The sequence below is a fragment of the Rhizobium sp. L9 genome, from assembly GCF_002531885.1.
Taxonomy (GTDB): domain Bacteria; phylum Pseudomonadota; class Alphaproteobacteria; order Rhizobiales; family Rhizobiaceae; genus Rhizobium.
On the sequence record NZ_NWSZ01000106.1, the window covers coordinates 1 to 641 of the forward strand.

Genomic DNA, 641 nt, shown 5'->3' on the forward strand with positions numbered 1-641 from the left:
GTCGACACGGCGATATTGAAGGTCTCGTTGGCGGCAAGGCTGCCGAGATCGGTTGCCGTCACCTTGATGCCGTAAGTGCCAGTTGTCGTCGGCGTGCCGGAGAAGGTGCGCGTCGAGGCGTTGAAGCTCAGCCAGGAAGGCAGCGCCGTGCCATCGGCGGACGTTGCCGCATAAGCGAGCGTGTCGCCGCTGTCGACATCGGTGAAGGTGGTCGTCGGCAGCGTGAAGGAGAAGGCAGAGCCGACGGTGGCGTTCTGGGTCGTCGTCTGGACGGCCAGCACCGGCGCATCGTTAGCGCCATGGATGGTGATCGTCAGGTTCGCCGTGGCCGTGGCGCCAGCGCTGTCGCGCATCGTGTAGCTGAAGACATCGCTCAGCGTGTTGGTCGACTGTCGCAGCGCCTGGACGGTCGCATTGTTCTCGTTGACCGCATAGCTATAGGCACCCGATGCATTGAGCACGAGACTGCCATAGGTGCCGCTCAGCGCCGAGCCGAGCGTGCCTGACGTCGTCCCGAAACGGACTGCCGTGACGGTCTTGGTGTCACCGGTATCCGGATCGGTGTCGTTGGTCAGCACGTTGCCGCTGGCGGCCACGCCGCCCGAACCATTGGCCACACCACCCTTCTCGGTCGCATCCCC

The 641-nt window shown here is 64.6% G+C and carries 1 protein-coding gene; it reads right to left on the reverse strand.

Going from position 1 to position 641, the window contains the following annotated elements; translation table 11 throughout:
* The coding region (locus CO660_RS32490; protein WP_176536423.1) for a putative Ig domain-containing protein at positions 1–641 on the reverse strand (641 nt) is incomplete at both ends.